The 22,757-nt window shown below is 66.5% G+C and carries 21 protein-coding genes; 12 read left to right on the top strand and 9 right to left on the bottom strand.

Annotated elements, in window-relative coordinates; all coding sequences use genetic code 11:
* Positions 1-156: 156 nt before the first annotated feature.
* The 5 genes from NAV27_RS02080 to glcD all read right to left on the bottom strand — a co-directional run bounded on the left by NAV27_RS02080 (position 157) and on the right by glcD (position 6,695).
* Positions 157-2,340, bottom strand: a complete 2,184-nt coding sequence (locus NAV27_RS02080) for a malate synthase G (protein ID WP_102827910.1) — start codon at positions 2,338-2,340, stop codon at positions 157-159.
* Between the two features lie 23 nt (positions 2,341-2,363).
* A complete protein-coding gene (locus NAV27_RS02075; protein ID WP_043299583.1) occupies positions 2,364-2,768 on the bottom strand; it encodes a heme-binding protein in 405 nt (134 codons plus the stop codon).
* Between the two features lie 145 nt (positions 2,769-2,913).
* Positions 2,914-4,131: a glycolate oxidase subunit GlcF gene (gene glcF, locus NAV27_RS02070; protein WP_102827911.1), complete on the bottom strand. Its 1,218-nt coding sequence runs from the start codon at positions 4,129-4,131 to the stop codon at positions 2,914-2,916.
* Between the two features lie 6 nt (positions 4,132-4,137).
* Complete coding sequence (glcE, locus tag NAV27_RS02065; protein ID WP_102827912.1) at positions 4,138-5,196, bottom strand: glycolate oxidase subunit GlcE; 1,059 nt, start codon at positions 5,194-5,196, stop codon at positions 4,138-4,140.
* Complete coding sequence (gene glcD / locus NAV27_RS02060; RefSeq protein WP_102827913.1) at positions 5,196-6,695, bottom strand: glycolate oxidase subunit GlcD; 1,500 nt, start codon at positions 6,693-6,695, stop codon at positions 5,196-5,198. Before glcD ends, glcE begins: the two co-directional genes overlap by 1 nt.
* A 236-nt stretch (positions 6,696-6,931) precedes the next feature.
* Between glcD and glcC the strand changes: the two genes are divergently transcribed.
* Positions 6,932-7,705: a transcriptional regulator GlcC gene (gene glcC, locus NAV27_RS02055; protein ID WP_008569586.1), complete on the top strand. Its 774-nt coding sequence runs from the start codon at positions 6,932-6,934 to the stop codon at positions 7,703-7,705.
* Between the two features lie 78 nt (positions 7,706-7,783).
* Here glcC and NAV27_RS02050 read toward each other — a convergent pair whose 3' ends face one another.
* The gene (locus NAV27_RS02050; RefSeq protein WP_232249089.1) at positions 7,784-8,728 is read right to left on the bottom strand and encodes a sensor domain-containing diguanylate cyclase; all 945 of its coding nucleotides are present in this window, start codon (positions 8,726-8,728) and stop codon (positions 7,784-7,786) included.
* A 133-nt stretch (positions 8,729-8,861) separates the two neighbouring features.
* On the opposite strand from NAV27_RS02050, the gene NAV27_RS02045 reads away from it, so the two are divergent.
* From NAV27_RS02045 to NAV27_RS02025, 5 genes are all read left to right on the top strand, one after another.
* Positions 8,862-9,401 (top strand): chorismate--pyruvate lyase family protein, encoded by a 540-nt coding sequence (locus tag NAV27_RS02045; protein ID WP_043295491.1) that lies wholly within the window; start codon positions 8,862-8,864, stop codon positions 9,399-9,401.
* Between the two features lie 48 nt (positions 9,402-9,449).
* Positions 9,450-10,346 carry a 4-hydroxybenzoate octaprenyltransferase gene (ubiA, locus tag NAV27_RS02040; RefSeq protein ID WP_102827914.1) on the top strand — a complete coding sequence of 299 codons (897 nt, stop codon included), beginning with the start codon at positions 9,450-9,452 and terminating at the stop codon, positions 10,344-10,346.
* Positions 10,347-10,528: 182 nt separating this feature from the next.
* Positions 10,529-11,218, top strand: coding sequence for a phosphate regulon transcriptional regulator PhoB (phoB, locus tag NAV27_RS02035; protein ID WP_008569580.1), 690 nt, complete (start codon positions 10,529-10,531; stop codon positions 11,216-11,218).
* Positions 11,219-11,258: 40 nt separating this feature from the next.
* The gene (gene phoR / locus NAV27_RS02030; protein WP_102827915.1) at positions 11,259-12,560 is read left to right on the top strand and encodes a phosphate regulon sensor histidine kinase PhoR; all 1,302 of its coding nucleotides are present in this window, start codon (positions 11,259-11,261) and stop codon (positions 12,558-12,560) included.
* A gap of 113 nt (positions 12,561-12,673) precedes the next feature.
* A complete protein-coding gene (locus NAV27_RS02025; RefSeq protein WP_102827916.1) occupies positions 12,674-14,017 on the top strand; it encodes a hemolysin family protein in 1,344 nt (447 codons plus the stop codon).
* A 20-nt stretch (positions 14,018-14,037) separates the two neighbouring features.
* Here NAV27_RS02025 and NAV27_RS02020 read toward each other — a convergent pair whose 3' ends face one another.
* Together NAV27_RS02020 and NAV27_RS02015 are read right to left on the bottom strand one after the other, a co-directional pair.
* Positions 14,038-14,934, bottom strand: coding sequence for a peptidoglycan DD-metalloendopeptidase family protein (locus tag NAV27_RS02020; protein ID WP_008569577.1), 897 nt, complete (start codon positions 14,932-14,934; stop codon positions 14,038-14,040).
* Between the two features lie 138 nt (positions 14,935-15,072).
* Positions 15,073-15,984: a response regulator gene (locus NAV27_RS02015; RefSeq protein WP_102827917.1), complete on the bottom strand. Its 912-nt coding sequence runs from the start codon at positions 15,982-15,984 to the stop codon at positions 15,073-15,075.
* 187 nt (positions 15,985-16,171) lie between these two features.
* On the opposite strand from NAV27_RS02015, the gene NAV27_RS02010 reads away from it, so the two are divergent.
* Complete coding sequence (locus tag NAV27_RS02010; RefSeq protein WP_102827918.1) at positions 16,172-16,969, top strand: universal stress protein; 798 nt, start codon at positions 16,172-16,174, stop codon at positions 16,967-16,969.
* Here NAV27_RS02010 and NAV27_RS02005 read toward each other — a convergent pair.
* The gene (locus tag NAV27_RS02005) at positions 16,966-17,733 is read right to left on the bottom strand and encodes a ParA family protein (protein WP_008569574.1); all 768 of its coding nucleotides are present in this window, start codon (positions 17,731-17,733) and stop codon (positions 16,966-16,968) included. The two genes, NAV27_RS02010 and NAV27_RS02005, sit on opposite strands and share 4 nt — an antisense overlap.
* A gap of 439 nt (positions 17,734-18,172) precedes the next feature.
* On the opposite strand from NAV27_RS02005, the gene NAV27_RS02000 reads away from it, so the two are divergent.
* From NAV27_RS02000 to NAV27_RS01980, 5 genes are read left to right on the top strand one after another with little or no spacing between them, the layout of a single operon-like run.
* Complete coding sequence (locus NAV27_RS02000) at positions 18,173-19,381, top strand: ABC transporter substrate-binding protein (protein WP_102827919.1); 1,209 nt, start codon at positions 18,173-18,175, stop codon at positions 19,379-19,381.
* Positions 19,378-20,175 carry an ABC transporter ATP-binding protein gene (locus NAV27_RS01995; RefSeq protein ID WP_102827920.1) on the top strand — a complete coding sequence of 266 codons (798 nt, stop codon included), beginning with the start codon at positions 19,378-19,380 and terminating at the stop codon, positions 20,173-20,175. The genes NAV27_RS02000 and NAV27_RS01995 overlap by 4 nt, the downstream gene beginning before the upstream one ends.
* On the top strand, positions 20,168-20,872 hold the full coding sequence (locus tag NAV27_RS01990) for an ABC transporter ATP-binding protein (protein ID WP_008569570.1): 705 nt from the start codon (positions 20,168-20,170) through the stop codon (positions 20,870-20,872). Before NAV27_RS01995 ends, NAV27_RS01990 begins: the two co-directional genes overlap by 8 nt.
* Positions 20,872-21,762 (top strand): branched-chain amino acid ABC transporter permease, encoded by an 891-nt coding sequence (locus tag NAV27_RS01985; RefSeq protein WP_102827921.1) that lies wholly within the window; start codon positions 20,872-20,874, stop codon positions 21,760-21,762. Before NAV27_RS01990 ends, NAV27_RS01985 begins: the two co-directional genes overlap by 1 nt.
* A complete protein-coding gene (locus tag NAV27_RS01980) occupies positions 21,759-22,745 on the top strand; it encodes a branched-chain amino acid ABC transporter permease (RefSeq protein ID WP_102827922.1) in 987 nt (328 codons plus the stop codon). Before NAV27_RS01985 ends, NAV27_RS01980 begins: the two co-directional genes overlap by 4 nt.
* Positions 22,746-22,757 lie beyond the last annotated feature (12 nt).

Below are 22,757 nucleotides of genomic sequence, written 5' to 3'. Positions count from 1 at the left end.
AGCCTAAGGCCGTCGCAGTTGCGGACCCCCCGGGTGCCTGCCGAACTGCCTGGCAGATCCCCATGCTCGAAAGCCCCGAACGCAAAAATCGGCGTCCGGGGCTCCTGTCTTGTACCGGCGGGAGACAAGCTCCCGCCTTGCCGTTCATGGCTCGCTTCAGACCGGATTGGCCGCCTTGAAGCGCTGGCGCCACTGGTGCAGCAGCGGCTCGGTGTAACCGGCCGGCTGCTCGCGCCCCTTGAACACCAGGTCGCTGGCTGCCTGGAAGGCGATGGACTTGGCGTAGTCCGGCGCCATCGGGCGGTACAGCGGGTCACCGGCGTTCTGCTGGTCGACCACCTTGGCCATGCGCTGCAGGGTTTCCTGCACCTGCTCGCGGGTCACCACACCGTGGTGCAGCCAGTTGGCGATGTGCTGGCTGGAGATACGCAGGGTGGCGCGGTCTTCCATCAGGCCGACATCGTGGATGTCCGGCACCTTGGAGCAACCGACGCCCTGCTCCACCCAGCGCACCACATAACCGAGGATGCCCTGGCAGTTGTTGTCCAGCTCCTGTTGCTTCTCTTCGGCGCTCCACTTGTCCGCGGCGACCACCGGGATGGTCAGCAGGTCATTGAGCAGCTGTTCGCGCTCGGCGGCCAGATCGACCTTCTGCAGTTCGCGCTGCACCGCCTGCACGTCTACCTGATGGTAGTGCAGTGCGTGCAGGGTCGCGCCGGTGGGCGACGGAACCCAGGCGGTATTGGCGCCGGATTTCGGATGGCCGATCTTCTGTTCGAGCATGGCCGCCATCAGGTCCGGCATGGCCCACATGCCCTTGCCGATCTGCGCGCGACCGGCGAGGCCGCAGGCCAGGCCGACCAGCACGTTGTTGCGCTCGTAGGACTTGATCCACGGGGTGTTCTTCATGTCGCCCTTGCGCAGCACCGGGCCGGCTTCCATGCAGGTGTGCATCTCGTCGCCGGTACGGTCGAGGAAACCGGTGTTGATGAAGGCCACACGGCTCTTGGCCGCCGCGATGCAGGCCTTGAGGTTGGCGCTGGTGCGGCGCTCCTCGTCCATGATGCCCATCTTCAGGGTGAAGCGCGGCACGCCGATCAGGTCCTCGACGCGGCCGAACAGCTCGTCGGCGAAGGCGACTTCGGCAGGCCCGTGCATCTTCGGCTTGACGATGTAGAAGCTGCCGGTGCGCGAGTTGCCCTTGCGCGCCAGGTCATGCTTGGCGATCAGGCTGGTGAACACGCCGTCCATGATGCCCTCGGGGATCTCGCTGCCATCTTCGAGCAGGATCGCCGGGTTGGTCATCAGGTGGCCGACGTTGCGGATGAACAGCAGCGAACGGCCGTGCAGCTTCAGCGTGCCGCCGTTCGGCGCGCTGTACTCGCGGTCCGGGTTGAGGCGGCGGACGAAGCTGGAGCTGCCCTTGGCGACTTCCTCGCTGAGGGTGCCCTGCACGATGCCCAGCCAGTTGCGGTAGGCCAGCACCTTGTCGTCGGCATCGACGGCGGCGACCGAGTCCTCGCAGTCGAGGATGGTGGAGACCGCGGCTTCGATCAGCAGGTCTTTCACGCCGGCCGGGTCGGTCTGGCCGATCGGGCTGTTCGGATCGATCTGGATCTCGATGTGCAGGCCGTTGTTCTTCAGCAGCACGGCCTTGGGCTCGACTGCCTCGCCCTGGAAGCCGACGAACTTCTCCGGCTGCTGGAGACCGGTGACGGTGCCGTTCTCCAGGGTCACCTTGAGCTGACCGTCCTGCACGCGGTAGGCGGTGGCGTCGGCGTGGCTGCCTTCAGCCAGCGGCGCGGCCTGGTCGAGCACGTTGCGCGCGTAGGCGATGACCTTGGCCCCGCGCACTTCGTTGTAGCCCGGCCCCTTCTGCGCGCCGCCTTCTTCGGAGATGGCGTCGGTGCCGTAGAGCGCGTCGTACAGCGAGCCCCAGCGGGCGTTGGCGGCGTTCAGCGCATAGCGGGCGTTCATGATCGGCACCACCAGCTGCGGGCCGGCCTGAGTGGCGATCTCGATGTCGACGTTGGCGGTGTCGATCTTCACCTCGCCCGGCACCGGCAGCAGGTAGCCGATGGATTCGAGGAAGGTGCGGTAGGCGGCCATGTCCTGGATCGGCCCCGGATTGGCCTTGTGCCAGGCGTCCAGTTCGAGCTGCAGGCGATCGCGCTCGGCGAGCAGGGCACGGTTCTTCGGCGCCAGGTCGTGGGCGAGCTGGTCCAGGCCGCTCCAGAAGGCGGCGGCGTCGATGCCGGTGCCCGGCAGGACTTCGTCTTCGACAAAACGCTTGAGGTTGGCCGCAACCTGCAGGCGGCCCAGGGTTACGCGCTCGGACATCTGTTGTTCTCCTTGTGTCTGATTCAGTGAGCGAGGGCGGCAACGCCCGCCTTGGCGATCTGCGCGTCCTGCGCGGCAGTCACGCCGGACACGCCAACCGAACCGATGACCTGGCCGTCGACCACCAGCGGCACGCCGCCCTCCAGCGAGCAAACCACCGGCGCGGAGAGGAAGGCATTGCGGCCGTTGTTGACCATGTCCTCGTAGCCCTTGGTTTCGCGGCGACCGACGGCCGCGCTGCGGGCCTTCTCGGTAGCGATGTAGGAGGCGATCGGCGCGCAGCCGTCCAGACGCTCCAGCGCCAGCGGATGGCCGCCGTCGTCGGCGACGACGATGGTCACGGCCCAGCCGTTGGCCTGCGCTTCGGCACGGGCGGCGGCGAGGATGGCGGTCACTTCGGTCTGGCTCAGTACGGCTTTGCTTTTCATCTCGATTCTCCTGTCTGCGTATTTCGATTGTTCGGTTGGCGCGCGGCGGGCGGGCCGGAGTGGCTCGGTGGACATGCGCTGCGCGAGATGTCCACCCTACGGCTCGCGCGTCGTAGGGTGGAAAACGGCGCAGCCTTTTCCACGGTTAGCCCATCGATTCCTCGACCACTTCGATCCAGTGCTTGACCGGCGTGCGGCCGGCGCCATCCAGGTGGGTCTGGCAGCCGATGTTGGCGGTGACGATCACCTCCGGCTTGCCGCTCTCCAGTGCATTGAGTTTGTTGTCGCGCAGCTGGTGGGAAATCTCTGGCTGGGTGATCGAATAGCTGCCGGCCGAGCCACAGCACAGGTGCGCATCGGGCACCGCGGTGAGCTGGAAGCCCAGGCGGGTCAGCACGTCTTCGACCGCGCCGCCGAGCTTCTGCGCGTGCTGCAGGGTGCACGGGCAATGGAAGGCCATGCGCTTGTCGGCGCGCACATCGAGCTTTTCCAGCTCGGCGCTGCGCAGCACCTCGACCAGATCTTTGGCCAGTTCGCTGACACGCGCGGCCTTGGCCGCGTAGGCCGGGTCATCCTTGAGCAGGTGGCCGTATTCCTTGACGAAGGCGCCACAGCCGCTGGCGGTCTGCACGATGGCTTCGGCACCGGCTTCGATGGCCGGCCACCAGGCGTCGATGTTGCGCCGCGCGCGGTCCAGACCGGCGTCCTGGGCATTGAGGTGGTAATCCACCGCGCCGCAGCAGCCAGCCTCACGTGCTGGCGTGACGCTGATGCCGAGGCGGTCGAGCACGCGCGCGGCAGCGGCGTTGGTGGCCGGCGACAGGCTCGGCTGCACGCAGCCTTCGAGCATCAGCACGCGGCGCTGGTGCAGCACCTGCGGGCGCGGCTTGGCCGGGCGGATCTCGCGCGGCAGGTGGTCCTTCAGCGAGGCCGGCATCAGCGGCTTCAGCGCCTGGCCGGTGCTCAGCAGCGCCTTGAACAGGCCCGGACGCGGGATCACCGTGCGCAGGCCGCTACGCAGCAGGCGCTCGCCGGTTGAACGCGGCACCTGGCGCTCGATGAAGTCGCGGCCGATGTCCAGCAGGTTGTGGTACCTCACCCCGGACGGGCAGGTGGTCTCGCAGTTGCGGCAGGTCAGGCAGCGGTCCAGGTGCAGCTGGGTGCTCTCGGTCACCTCGCCGCCTTCGAGCATTTGCTTCATCAGGTAGATGCGCCCGCGCGGGCCGTCCAGCTCGTCACCGAGCAACTGATAGGTCGGGCAGGTGGCGTTGCAGAAACCGCAGTGCACGCAGGAGCGCAGGATGCTTTCGGCTTCCTCGGCGCGCGGCAGTTGCTTGGCGGCTTCGCTCAGATTCGTTTGCATACGTCGTCAGACCTCGGAATACATGCGGCCGGGGTTGAAGATCCCCTGCGGGTCGAGCGCGGCCTTGAGCTGGCGGTGATAGCGCAGCAGCGGTGCGGACAGCGGCTGGAACGGATTGGCCGTCGCGCCCGCGGTGAAGCAGCTGGCGTGGCCGCCGACCTCGACGGCGATGCCGCGTACGGTCACCGCATCGGCATCGGTCTTCAGCCAGCGCTGGGCGCCGGCCCAGTCCACCAGTTGCTCGCCCGGCAGGTTGAGCGCCGGCGTGTTGTTCGGCAGCGACAGCCGCCACAGCGGCCGTGCGTCGGCAAAGAACGCCAGGCGCTGCTCGCGCAGCTCGCTCCAGTAACCGGCGTCCAGATCGTCGCCACCGATGCGCTCGCGCGCGGCGTTGACTGAACCTTCGCCGCCTTCCAGGCGCAGGTTGAGGAATCGCCCGTCATGGCTGGCCGCGCTGATCGGCACCGGCTGCTGGCCCCACTCGGCGAGCTTGAGCAGGGCGCGTTCCAGATCGATCTCCAGGCGCAGGCTGGTGCACTGGCGCGGCTTGGGCAGCACCTTGAGCGAGACCTCGGTGAGCACGCCGAGGCAGCCGAAGCTGCCGGCCATCAGGCGCGAAAGATCGTAGCCGGCGACGTTCTTCATCACCTCGCCACCGAAGCGCAGGTGCTTGCCCTGGCCGGTGATGATTCGCGTGCCGAGCACGAAATCACGCACCGAGCCGCTCCACGGCCGGCGCGGGCCGGACAGCCCGGCGGCAATCATGCCGCCGACGGTGGCGCCCTCGCCGAAGTGCGGCGGCTCGCAGGGCAGCATCTGCCCGGCGGCATCCAGCGCGGCTTCCAGCTCGGCCAGCGGGGTGCCGGCACGCGCGGTGATCACCAGTTCGGTGGGGTCGTAGCTGACGATGCCGCGATGGGCGCGCACGTCGAGCAACTGGCCCTCGACCGCGCGACCGAGGAAGGCCTTGCTGCCGCTGCCCTGGATGCGCAGCGGGGTCTTGCTCGCCAGCGCCTGGTTGACCTGTTCCAGCAACTGCTCGCTGGCATCGAATGAAACCGTCATCAAAAGCGCTCCAGTTCGGGGAAGGGCAGTTCGCCGTTGTGGATATGCATGCGGCCGAACTCGGCGCAGCGGTGCAGGGTCGGGATGTTCTTGCCAGGGTTGAGCAGGCCGCTCGGGTCGAAGGCCGCCTTCACCGCGTGGAACAGGGTCAGTTCGTCGCTGTTGAACTGCGCGCACATCTGGTTGATCTTCTCGCGGCCGACGCCGTGCTCGCCGGTGATGCTGCCGCCGACCTTCACGCAGAGTTCGAGGATCTTGCCGCCGAGCTCTTCGGCACGCTCCAGCTCACCGGGCTGGTTGGCATCGAAGAGGATCAGCGGGTGCATGTTGCCGTCGCCGGCGTGGAACACGTTGGCCACGCGCAGGCCGAACTGCTCGGACAGCTCGGCGATGCCCTTGAGCACGCCCGGCAGCTCGCGCCGCGGGATGGTGCCGTCCATGCAGTAGTAGTCCGGCGAGATGCGCCCGACCGCCGGGAAGGCATTCTTGCGTCCGGCCCAGAAACGCACGCGCTCGGCTTCGTCTTTCGCCAGGCGTACTTCGGTGGCGCCGGCCAGCTTCAGCACTTCGCTGACACGCGCGCAGTCGTCGTGCACGTCGGCTTCGACGCCATCCAGTTCGCAGAGCAGGATCGCCTCGGCATCCACCGGGTAGCCGGCGTGGATGAAGTCTTCGGCAGCGCGGATCGACAGGTTGTCCATCATCTCCAACCCGCCGGGGATGATGCCGGCGGCGATGATGTCGCCCACCGCACGCCCGGCCTTCTCCACCGAGTCGAACGCGGCCAGCAGCACCTTGGCCACCTGCGGCTTGGGCAGCAGTTTGACGGTCACCTCGGTGACGATGCCGAGCATGCCCTCGGAGCCGGTGAACAGCGCCAGCAGGTCGAAGCCCGGCGAGTCCAGCGCGTCCGAGCCGAGCACCATGCGCTCGCCTTCGACGGTGAGGATTTCCACCTTGAGCAGGTTGTGCACGGTCAGGCCGTACTTCAGGCAGTGCACGCCGCCGGCGTTCTCAGCGACGTTGCCGCCGATCGAACAGGCGATCTGCGACGACGGGTCCGGCGCGTAGTACAGCTCGTAGGGCGCGGCGGCCTGGGAAATCGCCAGGTTGCGCACGCCGGGCTGGACGCGGGCGAAGCGCCCGGCCGGATCGACTTCGAGAATCTTGTTGAAGCGCGCCATCACCAGCAGGATGCCCTGCTCCAGCGGTAGCGCACCGCCGGACAGACCGGTACCGGCGCCGCGGGCGACCACCGGCACGCCGCGCTGGTGGCAGAGCTTGAGCAGTGTTTCGACCTGCTCGACACGCTCGGGCAGCACCACCAGCATCGGCGTGGTGCGGTAGGCCGACAGGCCGTCGCATTCGTACGGCTTGAGATCTTCGCCGCGATGGAGGATTTCCAGATCCGGCAGCTCGCGCTGCAGTTCGGCCAGCAGCGCGGTCTTGTCGACCTTGGGCAACGCGCCGTCGACGCGTTCGTCGTAGAGGATATTCATGCAGATTCGCCGCTCTCGTACGGTCACCCCAGCACGGCCGCTGCGGTGAGATGCCGCATGTTTAGCCTGCGCGATGCAAGGTCGTCCATGCCCGCACCAACTGGTCCTACCAGTTTCTGTAGTGGTAGGCGCTCAGGCACTACCTGAATACCAGTCAAGCCGCCATTTCTGCACGTAAGAGGCCACTCAGGGTAAACTGCCCGCAAACTGGTCCTACCAGCAGGGAGAGCACCTGCATGTTGAGCGAAAAGAACAATGACCGTCGTCAAGTTGCCGACGTGGTCGCCGAGCGGATCGAGCGCCTGATCGTCGATGGCGTGCTCAAAGCCGGCCAGGCACTGCCTTCGGAGCGGCGCCTGTGCGAGAAACTCGGCATCTCCCGCTCGGCCCTGCGCGAGGGTCTGCGCGTGCTGCGCGGGCGCGGGATCATCGAGACGGCGCAGGGGCGCGGCTCCTTCGTTGCCCAGTTGTCGGACAAGCGCGATGCCAGCCCGCTGATGCACCTGTTCAATTCGCAGCCGCGCACGCTGTACGACCTGTTGGAAGTGCGCGCGCTACTGGAAGGCGAATCGGCGCGACTCGCCGCGCTGCGCGGCACCGATGCCGATTTCGTGTTGTTGCGCCGGCGCTACGAGGAGATGCTCGCCGCCCATTCCGACGAGCAGGACGCCGACCCGCGCGAACATGCGCGCCTGGATCATGCCTTTCACCTGGCCATCTGCGAGGCCTCGCACAATCCGGTGCTGGTGCACACCCTACAGTCGCTCACCGACTTGATGCTGTCCACCGTGTTCGCCTCGGTGAACAACCTCTATCACCGCCCGGTGCAGAAGCGGCAGATCGACCGCCAGCACTCGCGGCTGTTCCACGCGGTCACCGAACGCCTGCCCGACCAGGCGCAACGCGCCGCACGCGACCACGTGCACGGCATTCGCGACAACCTGCGGGAGATCGAACAGGAAGAACAACGCCTGGTGCGCGCCACCATGCGCCTGGAAGGCTGGGCGTAAACCCGAACTGGAACGGATGGACGTAGGGTGAATGTCGTTTTACATCCACCCTGGCGCGCTGGGCGGATCGCCTTCGGGCTACGCCAGTACCGCCTGGTTGCGCCCCTGATGCTTGGCCTTGTAGAGCAGGCGATCCACCCTTTCGAGAAACGCGTGGGGCTGGTCGAACGGGCCCGGGATGAGGGTGCCGACGCCCAGACTTATCGTCAGCTGCGGTGCGACCTGGGAGTGGGCATGCTGGATATTTTGCCCGCGAATCAGTTGACGACAGCGCTCGGCAACCTGGGCCGCGGCCTGGGCGTCGGTCTCTGGCAGCAACAGGACAAACTCTTCACCGCCATAACGGGCCAGCAGATCGCGCGGGCGCACGGCGGCACCGCTCAGAGCCTGGCCAACGCTTTTCAGGCAATCGTCGCCGCGCACATGACCATAGTGATCGTTGTACTGCTTGAAGTAGTCGATATCCAACAGGATCAGCGACAGCGGCTGACTGGTGCGCTGGGCGTTGCTCCATTCCATCTGGAAGCGGTTATCGAACATGCGCCGGTTGGCCACGCCGGTAAGGCCGTCCTGATAGGAGAGTTCTTCCAGCTGCTTCTGCAGCTGCAACAGCTTTTGCTCGGTCTGCTTGCGCTCGCTGATGTCGAACATGAAGCCGACCAGCGCTTCGACCTCGCCCGCGGCATTGCGCAGCACATGCACCACATCGCGAATCCATACATAGCGACCGTCGCGGGTCAGAGCGCGATAGTCGGCCTCGTGGTCGATACCTGACTGAGACTGCGCCACACAGAAATTCACCACCCACTCGCGGTCTTCCGGGTGCATGCGCTCGGCCCAGTCATTGGCGCTCAGCCAACTGCCCTGCGGCCAGCCCAGCAGGGTTTCGATCTGCGGGCCGATGTAGGCAAACGTCATGGTGGCCCAGTCGATCTTCCAGGGAATGGCCTTGGTCGATTCCAGCAGTGTCTTGTACACCGCACTATCGTTCATCATCGAGCCGTTCATCATCGAGTCGTGCATGGCGGACAATCCGTGCTGAGCATGCGCAGGGTTGTAACCAAGATCGACAACCCGCGCAACCGGCGCAGTCAGCGCGCTTGCCGGCTTTCTTGTTAGACTCCCCGCCTTTCCTGAATCGCACCCTCTATCGCCCGTGCCCGAACTCCACACCTGGCTGACCGCCAACCAACTGCCGACGCCGCTCGATCCGCTGCAGCATGACTGGCTCTACGTCGACAAGGGCTCGCTGACCCGTCGCCTGACCGAGCTGGCCGCCGGCGCCTTCAGCGTGATCCCGCTGCACCAAGCCTGGGAGCCGTTGCGCGACGACGAGTGCGTCGCGCTCGGGGTGGCGTCCGGCAGCCAGGGCTGGGTGCGCGAAGTCTACCTGTGCGGCCACGGCCGGCCTTGGGTGTTCGCCCGCAGCGTCGCCGCACGCGCTGCGCTGGAGCGTTCCGGCATGGACCTGCAGGGCCTCGGCAGTCGCTCGCTCGGCGAACTGCTGTTCAGCGACCCGGCGTTCGCCCGCGGCACGCTAGAGGCCTGCCGCTATCCCGCCGCCTGGCTGCCGCCGGAACATCGCCAGCCCGACCTGTGGGCGCGCCGCTCGCGCTTCAGCCGGGAGCACCTCGGCGTGCTGGTGGCGGAGGTGTTCCTGCCCGAACTCTGGCAAGCCGCCGGCATCGCGCCATGAGCTGCGCTGCCCGCGCCTGATTCGTCATCTTCCGCACGGAGACCGCCGATGTATCTGAAACTCCTGCAATCGTGCAATCGCCTGCACCCGCGCGCCTGGGACTTCATCCAGCTGACGCGCATGGACAAGCCGATCGGCATCTACCTGCTGCTGTGGCCGACCCTCAGCGCGCTGTGGATCGCCTCCGAGGGCGTGCCGAGTCTCAAGCATCTGTTCATCTTCAGCGCCGGCGTGGTGCTGATGCGCGCTGCCGGCTGCGTGATCAACGATTTCGCCGACCGCAATTTCGACGGCCACGTGCAGCGCACCAGCAACCGCCCGCTGGCCACCGGGCGCATCCGCGTGCGCGAGGCCTGGATATTGTTCGCCGTGCTGGTGACACTGGCCTTCGGCCTGGTGCTGCTGACCAACGCGCTCACCGTCTGGCTGTCGTTCGGCGCGCTGGCGGTCGCTTCGCTGTATCCGTTCATGAAGCGCTACACCTACTACCCGCAGGTGGTGCTCGGTGCGGCGTACTCGTGGGGCATCCTGATGTGCTTCACCGCCACCCGCGGCACGCTGCCGCCGGAGGCCTGGCTGCTGTTCATCGCCAACGTGGTGTGGACGGTGGCCTACGACACCTACTATGCGATGGCCGACCGCGAGGACGACCTGAAGATCGGCATCCGCTCCACCGCCATCCTGTTCGGCGATGCCGACCGGGTGATCATCCTCGGCCTGCAGGGCCTGATGCTGTTCTGCCTGCTGCTGGCTGGCGCGCGCTTCGAGCTGGGGCAGTGGTTCCACCTCGGCCTGGCGCTCGCCGCCGCCTGCTACCTGTGGGAATTCCATTACACCCGTTCGCGCGACCGCCAACGCTGTTTTGCCGCCTTCCTGCACAACCACTGGGCCGGTCTGGCGATCTTCGCCGGCATCGTGGCGGATTACGCGCTCAAGGCGAGCTGAACTGCGCTGAGTCAACGTGCGTGATTGTGCGGCAAACAGGCCGCTATTGCGCAAAAAATAGCCAACCAATAGCGCTTTGATGGCACGCCGGCGCACGCCGCCGGCCCCTGCCCTCGCGCTGTCACATCGCTGCAATAATTCCGTTATCTAATGCCGAGCGACAGAATGACCGAGGCGTGACCATGAACGGCAAGAGCATACTGATCGTCGACGACGAAGCGCCGATCCGCGAGATGATCGTCGTCGCCCTGGAAATGGCCGGCTACGAATGCCTGGAGGCGGAAAACAGCCAGCAGGCCCATGCGCTGATCATCGATCGCCAGCCCGATCTGATCCTGCTCGACTGGATGCTGCCCGGCACCTCCGGCATCGAGCTGGCGCGGCGCCTGAAGCGCGACGAGCTGACCGCCGACACCCCGATCATCATGCTCACCGCCAAGGGCGAAGAGGACAACAAGATCCAGGGCCTGGAAGTCGGCGCCGACGACTACATCACCAAGCCGTTCTCCCCCCGCGAACTGGTAGCGCGCCTGAAGGCCGTGCTGCGCCGCGCCGCGCCGACCGACAGCGAGGCGCCCATCGAGGTTGGCGGCCTGCTGCTGGACCCGATCAGCCACCGCGTCACCATCGACGGCAAGCCGGCCGAGATGGGCCCGACCGAGTACCGTCTGCTGCAGTTTTTCATGACGCACCAGGAGCGCGCCTATACTCGCGGCCAGCTGCTGGATCAGGTCTGGGGCGGCAATGTCTATGTCGAGGAGCGCACCGTCGACGTGCATATCCGCCGACTGCGCAAGGCGCTTGGCGAGGCTTACGAGAACCTGGTCCAGACCGTACGCGGCACCGGCTACCGCTTCTCCAGCAAGGTCTGACACCTCACCGCCACCCTACCGTCCGCATGGAGCTTCTCGGTTGAACCAGAACTGGCAAGGCACGCTCGTCCGCCGTCTCCTGCTCCTGCTGGGCGCCTGCCTGCTGCTCGGGCTGGTCACTGGCGAATACGCCTGGATGCTCGTGCTCGGCCTGGGCGGTTATCTGGGCTGGACCTTCCATCAGCTGCGCCGCCTGCAGCACTGGCTGCAGCGCAAGGATGCCGACCAGCCGCCACCCGATGCTGCCGGCGTCTGGGGCGAGGTGTTCGACAACCTCTACCAGCTGCAACGCCGCGACCTGCGCCTGCGCGGCCAGCTGCAGGCGGTGATCGACCGCGTGCAGGGCTCCACCGCCGCGCTGAAGGACGCGGTGATCATGCTCGACAGCGACGGCAACCTGGAATGGTGGAACATCGCCGCCGACCGCCTGCTCGGCCTGAAGAAACCGCAGGACATCGGCCACCCGATCACCAACCTGGTGCGCCATCCGCGCTTCAAGGACTACTTCGAGGGCGACCAGTACGACGAACCGCTGGAGCTGCCGGCGCCGGTCAACGACCGCCTGCGCCTGCAGATCACCATCACCCGCTACGGCAACAGCGAACGCCTGCTGGTGGTGCGTGACGTCACGCGGGTGCATCAGCTCGAGCAGATGCGCAAGGACTTCGTCGCCAACGTCTCCCACGAGCTGCGCACGCCGCTGACGGTGATTGCCGGCTATCTGGAGACGTTGCTGGACAACCCGGAGCAGATCAATCCGCGCCTGCTACGCGCGCTGCAGCAGATGAACCAGCAGACCGATCGCATGCAGCACCTGATCAACGACCTGCTGCTGCTGGCCAAGCTCGAAGCCAGCAACCGGCCGACCGACAACCAGCCGATCGCCGTCGCGCCGCTGCTGCAATCGATCACCAGCGACGCGCGCGCGCTTTCCGGCAGCCACGCGCACCGCATCAGCCTCGACGCCGATGCCGCCCTGTGGCTCAAGGGCAGCGAGGCCGAGCTGCGCAGTGCGTTCTCCAATCTGGTGTTCAACGCGGTGAAATACACGCCTGGCGGCGGCGATATTCACATCCGCTGGTGGAGCAACGAGGCCGGCGCGCACCTGAGCGTGGAGGATTCGGGCCTGGGTATCGAGCCCAAGCACCTGCCGCGGCTGACCGAGCGCTTCTATCGCGTCGACTCCAGCCGCGCGAGCAATACCGGCGGCACCGGTCTCGGCCTGGCGATCGTCAAGCACGTGCTGCTGCGCCATCAGGGCCGGCTGGACATCAACAGCTCGCCGGGCAAAGGCAGCACCTTTACCTGCCACTTTCCGACCTCGCAGATCGCGCAGCGCTGACGGCCGGCGCGCAGGCGGATCGCATGGCGCTACCACGCGATCGTCGGATGGTTGCTTGAAAAGCCCGCCCGCCGCCCCCATTCTGAGCGCTCCATTGTCACCCAGAACACCTCATGGACCCTTCCCCCAGTTACGTTGCACCCCCCTATTTCGCTGATCTCGGCCTGATTCTGTTTGCCCTGTTCCTCGTCCTGCTCAACGGCTTCTTCGTCGCAGCCGAGTTCGCCATGGTCAAACTGCGCGCCACCAAGGTGGAGGCCATCGCCAGTCAGCACGGCTGGCGCGGACACATCCTGCGCACCGTGCATAACCAGCTGGATGCCTACCTGTCGGCTTGCCAGCTGGGTATCACCCTGGCATCGCTAGGGCTTGGCTGGGTGGGCGAACCGGCGTTCGCCCACCTGCTCGAACCGCTGCTGGCGCTGGTCGGCATCGACAACGAAGCGCTGGTGCACGGCATCGCCTTCTTCACCGCGTTCTTCATCATTTCCTACCTGCACATCGTGGTCGGCGAGCTGGCGCCCAAGTCCTGGGCAATCCGCAAGCCCGAGCTACTGTCGCTGTGGACGGCCGTGCCGCTGTACCTGTTCTACTGGCTGATGTATCCGGCGATCTATCTGCTCAACGCCAGTGCCAACGCCATCCTGCGCCTGGCCGGCCAGGGCGAGCCGGGGGCGCACCACGAGCACCATTACAGCCGCGAAGAACTGAAGCTGATCCTGCACTCCAACCGCGCGCTGAACCCGAGCGACCAGCAGATCCAGGTGCTGGCTTCGGCGGTGGAGATGAGCGAGCTGGAAGTGGTCGACTGGGCCAACTCCCGCGAGGACCTGCTGCAGCTGGAGCACGATGCACCGCTCGGCGACATCCTCGACACCATCCGCCGCCACAAGTACAGCCGCTATCCGGTGTACGACAGCAGCCGGGGCGAGTACGTCGGCCTGCTGCACATCAAGGACCTGCTGCTGGCGCTGGCCGAGGACGAACGACTGGCCGAGCACTTCGACCTGCACGATCTGCTGCGGCCGCTGGAGCGCGTCTCCAAGCACATGCCGCTCAACGTGCTGCTCAACCAGTTCCGCCAGGGGGGGGCGCATTTCGTGCTGGTGGAGGAAGGCGACCACAAGGTGATCGGCTTCCTGACTATGGAAGACGTGCTCGAGGTGCTGGTCGGCGACATTCAGGACGAGCATCGCAAGACCGAGCGCGGCATCCTCGCCTACCAGCCCGGCAAGCTGCTGGTGCGCGGTGACACGCCGCTGTTCAAGGTCGAGCGCCTGCTCAACGTCGACCTCGACCATGTCGAAGCTGAGACCCTGGCCGGGCTGATCTACGAAACCCTCAAGCGGGTTCCCGAGGAAAACGAGGAGCTGCAGGTCGAAGGCCTGCAGATCGTGGTCAAGAAGATGCGCGGGCCGAAGATCGTGCTGGCCAAGGTGCTGCGCCAGGAGTCATAGCGACCGGGGGCGGCGTTCGGTTACTCGCCGCCCACCGCGAAATTCGGCAGGCTGTCGACCGGCTGGGAAAAGGCAAACGGAATCGACTCGACGGCCAGACCGACGTTGCGCTGCACGACGAAGTGCAGGTGCGGCCCGGTGCTGTTGCCGGTATTGCCGGAGCGCGCCAGACGCGTGCCGGTTTCCACCCGCTGGCCTTCCTGCACCGCCACCGAGCCCTTCATCAGGTGCAGGTAGACGCCCATCGTGCCGTCGTCGTGCAGGATGCGTACGAAGTTGCCGGCCGGATTGGTACCACGCCCGCTCTGCTGGTTTTCCACCTTCACCACCATGCCGCCGCGTGCCGCGATGATTGGCGTGCCCTCGGGCATGGCGATATCCACCGCATGCCGCCCCTTGGGCGTGAAGTGGCTGTACTGGCCGTTGGCGCCCTGGGTCAGGCGGAACGGGCCGCCGCGCCAGGGCAGCGGATACTTGTAGGGCTTTGGCAGCAACCGGGGATCGCCCAGCGCATGGCGCAGCTTGGGTGTGTAGCGGAGCGGTTTGCTGGCATCGCGCGGCGCCAGCGTGGCCAGGCGGATCTGGCTGCGCGGCGGCAGCACCCAGCGGATCGGCTGGGCCGGGGCACCCACCGCATTGCTCACTCCCTCCAGCTTCAGCTCGATATCCACCGGGGCGAACAGGTCGTTGCGCACCACCAGCGTTTCACCGGCCGCATGCTTGCGGGTTTCCAGCTTCACCTGGTTGTCGAGCTTCTCCACCATGCGGTCGCGGAAGACGAACACCTGCGAACCGGGCGCAGCCTGGTCGCTGTAGGTCACCACGCCATTGGCATCGGTGTACTTGTAGATGGTCAGAGCCAGCGCGGGCGAGGCCAGCAGCGATAGCCCGAGCAAAGGAAGAAGACGCCCCAGCATAACGGCAGTTCTAGTCGTGAAGTCTGTTGAAGGGCGAAGACTAGCAGCGCCGCCAGGACGCCGCGAGCCACCGACCGTCGGGGTGTGAAGCCGGTCAGCTTGTGCACGGCGCCTGCGGACGAACTGTGCGCGACGTGCTCAGGCGCCGGGCACGAAATGCTTCTGCGCGGTGCCGCGCGCGATCAGTCGCGACAGGTAATCGAGCTTCTGCGCATCGCGGTCGACGAAGCGGAACGACAGCTGCAGCCACTCGCTGTCGGGCTTGGGCTCCAGCGCGGCCACTGCGTGCAGGTAACCGTTCAGCCGAGCGATCTCGCCGCCCTCGCCCTGCTCCAGATCGAGCACGGCGCTTTCCAGCACCTGCGGCAGCAGCTCGCCGCGACGCACCACCAGCAGCGCTTCCTTCAAGCTCAGCGCCTTGATCACGCACGCCAGCGTACCGGCCGCCAGACGCAGTTGGCCTTGCCCGCGGCCGCCGGTTGCCGCGGCCGGCTTGCTCGCGGCTGGCGCGGCGGCAGGCTGCAGCAGCGGGGAAGCGGCAACCGGCGCAGCGACCGGTGCGGGACGTACCACCTCGGCCTTGCCGCCGGTCAGCGCGGCCAGCGAATCATTGGCCATCCCGGGCGACAGGGCGCGCACCGGCGCACTGGCGGCCAGCGCGTCGAGCTTGCCGGCGCGGCCGAGTGCCTTGCGCACCTTGCTGGTCAGTTGCTCGTTGGTGAACGGCTTGCCGATGTAGTCCGAAACCCCGGCCTGGATCGCCTGCACGACGTTCTCCTTGTCGCCGCGGCTGGTCACCATGATGAACGGAGTGGTCTTCAGTGCCTCCTGCGCGCGGCACCAGGTGAGCAGCTCGAGGCCGGACATTTCCGGCATTTCCCAATCACAGAGGATCAGGTCGAAGCGCTCGCGACCGAGCATCTGCTGCGCCTTGCGGCCGTTGACGGCCTCCTCGATGCCGATGCCGGGAAAGTGTCCGCGCAGCCCCTTCTTCACCAGATCGCGAATGAACGGCGCATCATCCACTATCAACACACTGACCTTGCTCATCCATCCCCTCCTGCGAATGCCGGCAAGCATAGCCGCAGCGTACCTACCAACAAAAGCACGGCGTCCTTCGCCGCACCTGTCCGTTGCGCCGGATCAGCGAGCGAGGCACCGCGATTGACGCAGCGCACCGCGGGACAGCGCCCGCCGGGCGCGGCATACTCGGGCTTTCCGTCACCGCGAGGCCAGCATGGTTCAGCACATTCTCGTCGCCCACGATCTCAGCCCCGAAGCCGACCTCGCCCTGCGCCGTGCCGCGCAGCTGGCGCAGCAGAGCGGTGCCCGGCTGAGCCTGCTGCATGTGCTCGACAGTCGGGGCGAGCCGCAGGACGAAGCCAGCGTGCGCGCCGATCTGCAGGCGCGCCTGCAAGCCAATGGCGCGGCGACGGCGCAACTGTGGCTGCGACACGGCCAGCCGGTGGAAGAGGTACTGACCCAGGCACAGGGGTTGGAAGCTGACCTGCTGGTCCTGGGCCGCCACCATCGCCACTCCAGCCTGGGCTTCGCCGGCACCACGCTGGAACGCATCCTGCTGGCCAGCCCGGCGCCGTTGCTGCTGGCAGCCCATCCGGCAGTCGAGCCGTACAGTTGCGCGCTCGCCGCGCTGGACTTCTCGCCCTGCGCCAACCGCGCGCTGCAGATCGCGTGGCGATTGCTGCCAGCCGGCGGCGAGCTGCACGCCCTGCATATCCACGAAGTGGCCGAGATTCACGGTGCGGATGCCGACGCGCTGGCGCTGGAGCACGAACTGTTCGAGCAGCTGATCGAGGATATTCAGGACACACTGCCGGACAGCCGCGCCACTCTGAGCTACAGCCTGCATCAGGGCGAGCGCAACAACTGCCTGGAGGCGGCGCTGGACGAACTGCATCCGCAGCTGCTGGCGCTGGGCGGGCACAGTCGCGGCGAACTCAGCAGCGCCTTGCTCGGCAGCCTGACGCGGCAGTTCCTCGACCAGCCGCCGTGCGACGTGCTGGTGGCGCGCTAGCTTTCGATCAGATCATGCAGTTCGACGAACTGCAGGCTCAGCTTGTGCCGCGGGTCGAAGTGGATCAGCGGCATGCACGCCTGGTGCGATTCGCGCATGCGCACCGAACTCATCAGGTTGACCGGTAGCACCGGCAGGCCCTCTTCCAGCAGCTCGGCGATCATCTGCTGCGGCAGCGCGGCACGCGGCTGGAACTGGTTGACCACGATGCCCTCGACCTCCAGCGCCTCGTTGTGGTCCTCGCGCAGGTCTTCGATCTCCTCCAGCAGGCCGTACAGCGCCTGGCGAGAGAAGCTGTCGCAGTCGAAAGGTATCAGGCAGCGGTCGGCGGCGATCAGCGCTGAAACGGTGTAGAAGTTCAGGGCTGGCGGCGTGTCGAGATAGATTCGCTCGTAGTCTTCGGCGAGGTTGTCGAGCAGTTTGCGCAGCTTGTTGATCTTGTGCTTGGCCTCCAGCTTGGGCTGCAGGTCGGCCAGCTCGGCGGTCGCGGTGATCAGGTGCAGGTTGTCGAACGGGGTTTCGAAGATCGGCGGACGCGCCTTCTTGCCGGCCGGGCCGCTGGCCAGTACCTGCTTGAAGAAGTCGGCGATGCCGGTCGGCACGTCCTCGCCTGTCAGCCCCGTCAGGTAATGCGTCGAGTTGCCCTGAGCATCGAGATCCACCAGCAGCGTGCGGTAGCCCTGGGCCGCGCTCACCGCCGCCAGATTGCAGGCGATGCTGGATTTGCCGACGCCGCCCTTCTGATTGAACACCACCCTGCGCATGTCGCACCTCCCTAACCTGACCGGTCGAGTCTATACGGCAAACATGACAAACAGATGAGCGATCGGAAAAAACGCTAGCCGGTGGCGGCGCGATACGCGCCACACGTCCTGCCCGGTTGCGCCCGTACGATCCCCTGCTACGGTTAGCTCTACCGAATAAGAACAACAAAGGATCGCAGATGCGCCATCGTCAGGGCCGGCACCGCCACCCCCTGCGCTGCGTCGCGAATGCCGACGCGCCGCACCGACGCGCCGCCTCCGAGCGAGCGCTGCCTCGCTATTACGTCACCCACCCGTTCCAGTCTGCGCCCCAGCCGTGCCGTGCCTCGTGGGCCTGCGCGGCCGCCGCTCGGCGCCAGTCCGCTTGCCGCTTCGATTCCCTTCCCTGCCGGGCCGGTGAAACCACCTGCGCCGCGGCTCCGCACGTAAGGAGACCTGCATGAGACTATCCGCCATCGCAACAGCAACCTTCGCGGCCGCACTCGCCATCCCGGCATCGGCCGCCGAGATTTCCGACGGCAAGGTGAAGATCGGCATCCTCAACGACCAGTCCGGGGTGTATGCCGACTTCGGCGGCAAATGGTCGTATGAGGCGGCGAAGATGGCCGCCGAGGACTTCGGCGGCAAGGTACAGGGCGTGCCGATCGAGATCGTCACCGCCGACCACCAGAACAAGCCGGACATCGCCTCCAACATCGCGCGGCAGTGGTACGACCGCGAGCAGGTGGACGCGATCATGGAGCTGACCACCTCCTCCGTGGCGCTGGCGGTGCAGGGCATCTCCAAGAGCAAGAAGAAGATCAACCTGGTCACCGGCGCCGCCACCACCGAGCTGACCGGCAAGCAGTGCTCGCCCTACGGCTTCCACTGGGCCTACGACACCCATGCGCTAGCGGTCGGCACCGGCGGCGCGCTGGTGTCCCAGGGCGGCGACAGCTGGTACTTCCTCACTGCCGACTACGCCTTCGGCTACTCGCTGGAGGAGCAGACCGCCAAGTTCGTCAAATCCAAGGGCGGCGAGGTCAAGGGCGCGGTGCGCCATCCGCTGGCGACCACCGACTATTCGTCCTTCCTGCTGCAGGCGCAGTCCTCCGGCGCCAAGGTCATCGGCCTGGCCAACGCCGGACTGGATACCGCCAACAGCATCAAGCAGGCCGCGGAGTTCGGCATCGTCGCCGGCGGTCAGCGCCTCGCCGCGCTGCTGTTCACCCTCGCCGAGGTGCACGGTCTGGGCCTCGACGCCGCACAGGGGCTGACCCTCACCGAGAGCTTCTACTGGGATCGCGACGACCAATCCCGCGAGTTCGGCGAGCGCTTCTTCAAACGTACCGGACGCATGCCGAACATGATCCATGCCGGCACCTACTCCGGGGTCATGCAGTATCTCAAGGCGATCGACAAGGTCGGCAGCGACGCCACCGAGCCGGTGGCCAAGGCGATGCACGAGATGCCGGTGGACGACGTCTTCGCACGCAACGCCAAGGTCGGCGCCAACGGCCGGCTGATCAGCGACGTCTACCTGATGGAGGTGAAAAAGCCGGAGGAAAGCAAGCGCGACTGGGACTATTACAAGGTGCTGGCCACCGTGCCGGGCGACGAGGCCTACCTCAAGCCGGCCGACAGCGGCTGCGAGCTGGTCGGGCAATGAGCGCAGCGGCGGCACGGCCAGAGGCGCCCGCGACGCCGCAAGCGCATCCGGTGCTGCTTGCGGCGCGTGGCCTGCGCAAGGAGTTCGGCGGCTTTGTCGCGGTCAACAACGTCGACCTCGACGTGCGCCACGCGCGGGTGCATGCGCTGATCGGGCCCAACGGCGCGGGCAAGACCACGGTGTTCAACCTGCTGACCAAGTTCCTGCAACCGACCAGCGGCAGCATCCACCTGCTCGATCAGGACATCACCCGCACCGATCCGGCCAAGGTGGCACGCATGGGCCTGGTGCGCTCGTTCCAGATCTCCGCGGTGTTCCCGCACCTCTCCGTGCTGGACAACGTGCGCGTGGCATTGCAGCGCCCGAACGGCCTGGCCAGCCAGTGCTGGCTGCCGCTGCGCTCGCTCAACCGGCTCAACGGCCGCGCCATGCAGCTGCTCGAATCCGTGGGGCTGGCCGACCGTCGTCATGAGCCGGCGGCCGATCTGTCCTACGGGCGCAAGCGGGTCCTGGAGCTGGCCACCACGCTGGCGCTGGAGCCCAAGGTGCTGCTGCTCGACGAGCCGCTGGCCGGCATGGGCCACGAGGATGTGCACGTGGTCGCCGACATCATCCGCGAGGTGGCCACCGAGCGCGCGGTGCTGATGGTCGAGCACAACCTCAAGGTGGTTGCCGATCTCTGCCATCAGGTGACCGTGCTGCAACGCGGCGAAATTCTCACCTCCGGCGATTACCGCAGCGTCAGTCAGGACGAGCGCGTGCGGGTGGCCTACATGGGGACCGAAGATGACTGAAGCGCTGCTCAGCGTGCGCGACCTCAACGCCTGGTATGGCGAGAGCCATGCGCTGCACGGCATCGACCTGGACGTGCAGCAGGGCGAAACCGTGACCCTGCTCGGGCGCAACGGTGTGGGCAAGACCACCGCGCTGCGCGCCATCGTCGGCATCATCCGCAAGCGCAGCGGCAGCATCCGCTTCGACGGCAAGGACATGCTGCACGTGCCGCTGCATCGCACCGCGCGCCACGGCATCGGCTACGTGCCGGAGGAGCGCGGCATCTTTTCCACGCTGACGGTGGAGGAGAACCTCACCCTGCCGCCGGTGATCGCCAAGGGCGGCATGACGCTGGCGGAGATCTACCAGTTGTTCCCCAACCTCGAAGAGCGCCGCAAGAGCCCTGGCACCAAGCTCTCCGGCGGTGAGCAGCAGATGCTGGCGATGGCGCGCATCCTGCGCACCGGCGCGCGCCTGTTGCTGCTCGACGAGCCCACCGAAGGGCTGGCGCCGGTGATTGTCCAGCGCATCGGCGAGGTGCTGCAGACGCTCAAGCAGCGCGGCATGACCATCCTGCTGGTGGAACAGAATTTTCGCTTCGCCAGCAAGGTCGCCGATCGCTTCTACGTGGTCGACCACGGCACGGTGATCGACCGCTTCGCCGTCGCCGAACTGCCCGGCCGCATGGCGACGCTCAACGACGCCCTGGGGGTCTGATGACGACGATCTTCGATGTACCGATCCAGGCGTTTCTCGGCCAGCTGCTGATCGGCCTGATCAACGGTTCGTTCTACGCCATGCTCAGCCTCGGCCTGGCGATCATCTTCGGCATGCTGAAGATCATCAACTTTGCCCACGGCGCGCAGTACATGATCGGCGCCTTCGCCGGCTACCTGCTGCTGGCCACGCTGGGCATCGGCTACTGGCCGGCATTGATCCTCGCGCCGCTGATCGTCGGCCTGGGCAGCGCGCTGGTCGAGCGGCTGGCACTGTCGCGGCTATACAACCTCGATCACCTCTACGGGCTGCTCTTCACTTTCGGTCTGGCGCTGGCGCTGGAAGGTGCGTTCCGCTACTTCTACGGCTCGTCCGGGCAACCCTATGCGGTACCGAAGGAACTGGCCGGCGGCTACAACCTGGGCTTCATGTTCCTGCCCAAGTACCGCGCCTGGGTGGTGCTGGCCTCGCTGGTGATCTGCATCGCCAGCTGGCTGCTGATCGAGAAAACCAAGCTGGGCGCCTACCTGCGCGCGGCCACGGAGAACCCCACGCTGGTGCGCACCTTCGGCATCAACGTGCCGCTGCTGCTGACCTTCACCTATGGCATGGGCGCGGCGCTGGCGGGCCTTGCGGGCATGCTCGCTGCGCCGATCTACCAGGTCAGCCCGCTGATGGGTTCGAACCTGATCATCGTGGTGTTCGCCGTGGTGGTGGTCGGCGGTATGGGCTCGATCCTCGGCGCGATCATCACCGGCTACCTGCTCGGCATCCTCGAGGGGCTGACCAAGGTGTTCTACCCCGAGGCGTCGAGCATCGTGATCTTCGTGATCATGGCGATCGTGCTGCTGGTGCGCCCCGCCGGCCTGATGGGGAGGGATGCCGGATGAACAGCCAAACCCGCATCGTCACCACCAGGCGCCCGGCGCTGCGCCTGGAAACCGTGCTGATCGGCGTCGGGGTGCTGGCGCTGGTGCTGGCGCCGTTCTACTTCTATCCGATCTTCATCATGAAGGTGCTGTGCTTCGCGCTGTTCGCCTGCGCCTTCAACCTGCTGCTCGGCTACACCGGCATCCTCTCGTTCGGCCACGCGGCGTTCTTCGGCGGCGGAGCGTATTTCACCGCCCATGCGGTGAAGCAGTGGGGGCTGACGCCGGAATTGGGCATTCTGGTCGGCGTTGCCGGCGCCGCGCTGCTCGGGCTGGTGATCGGCTTCCTGGCGATCCGCCGCCAGGGCATCTACTCGACGATGATCACGCTGGCGCTGTCGCAGATGTTTTTCTTCTTCTGCCTGCAGGCGCCATTCACCCACGGCGAGGACGGCATCCAGAACATCCCGCGCGGCCGCCTGTTCGGCCTGCTCGATCTGGCCGAGCCGCTGTACATGTACTTCTTCGTGCTGACGGTGTTCCTCGCCGGCCTGCTGGTGATCTGGCGGGTGATCCACTCGCCGTACGGCATGATCCTGCGCTCGATCCGCGAGAACGAGAACCGCGCGATCTCGCTCGGCTATTCGGTGGCACGCTACAAGCTCGGCGCGTTCGTCATGTCGGCGGCGCTGGCGGGGCTGGCCGGCGGGCTCAAGGCGCTGGTGTTCCAGTTCGCCACGCTCACCGACGTCAGCTGGCAGATGTCCGGCGAGGTGGTGCTGATGACGCTGCTCGGCGGCATCGGCACGCTGATCGGGCCGGCGTTCGGCGCGGCGCTGGTGACCGGGCTGGGCAACTACTTCGCCACGTCGGAGCTGCCGGTGACGCTGGTCACCGGGGTCATCTTCATGGTCTGCGTGCTGGTGTTCCGCCGCGGCATGATCGGCGAGTTCTATGCCTCGCGCCTCGGTCGCCGGCTGACCCGGCGCGACGACGAGGATTGAGGCGGCCAGCGG

Source organism: Stutzerimonas degradans (genome assembly GCF_024448505.1).
GTDB classification, from domain to species: domain Bacteria; phylum Pseudomonadota; class Gammaproteobacteria; order Pseudomonadales; family Pseudomonadaceae; genus Stutzerimonas; species Stutzerimonas degradans.
The sequence above is the reverse complement of the archived record's forward strand: the minus strand, read 5'-3'. Positions and strand labels throughout refer to the sequence as shown.